Origin of the sequence: Pelomonas sp. KK5 (assembly GCF_001984095.1) — a bacterium.
Lineage (GTDB): Bacteria > Pseudomonadota > Gammaproteobacteria > Burkholderiales > Burkholderiaceae_C > KK5.
In genome coordinates, this window is the sequence record NZ_LYVQ01000514.1 from 1 (window position 1) to 804 (window position 804).

General features: G+C 58.6%; 1 protein-coding gene. It reads left to right on the top strand.

The genetic code is table 11. The annotated features are described in order from the left end of the window. Positions 1-49 precede the first annotated feature (49 nt). The gene (locus B0W88_RS33340; protein WP_144007158.1) at positions 50-727 is read left to right on the top strand and encodes a hypothetical protein; all 678 of its coding nucleotides are present in this window, start codon (positions 50-52) and stop codon (positions 725-727) included. The last annotated feature ends 77 nt before the right edge of the window (positions 728-804 follow it).

Consider the following 804-nt stretch of genomic DNA (forward strand, 5'->3'; position numbering starts at 1 on the left):
AGTTCCAGCCGACGCCTAACGGCGCGGCTGAACGCAATCGTTAGGCGTCATGACAACAATCGACTCGACGGCACGGGAGCCCGAGACGCGTTCAGCCCTTCGAGCCGCGATTGCGTTCCTCGCTCGCCGTGCGCCCTCCTTGAACCGCGATCAGCTAAAGGCAGGCGACGAGCTAAAACGCCGGCTGCGTCGACTGGAAGCGGAGTGCAACCGCCTGATCAAGATCAATAACACCTTGATGCAGGCCGAGTTGCCGCGAATGTCGCATAACCCGACCGCGGACACTCTGACGATGACCTACGGCGGCGTGAGCCACTCGATCAAGCTAAACAGAGCCGACCCAAGTGCCCCGGTCACGCTAGACGGCGCGACAGCCATCGGAACCTACGGCTCCGACGACGAGCACTCGCGGGCTACACCCGAGATCCAAGAACTCAAGATTCTCTTCGAATCACTGCTTGAACAGTACTACTACAACGCGTTCAGAATCGCGAAGCTGCTCCAAGAACTCACCGGACGAACCAAGAGCCATTGCACCGAGATCACAATGGTCCGAAACCATCTTGTCGAACACCCAAAGGACGACGCCGACTATACGTTCGGATATGGAACACACGGGCCAGTTGTTCGACCAATCAAGCGCGGCACACCTGCATGGAATGATGCGGGGTTAGTCCCGAACACGGTGGCATTGGTCAAACACATTCTAAGCGAACTCGCGCGTTGACGCCTACCCTATCATTCCAGCGGAGGCCTAACCCGCAGTTCCAGCCGACGCCTAACGGCGCGGCTGAACGCAATCGT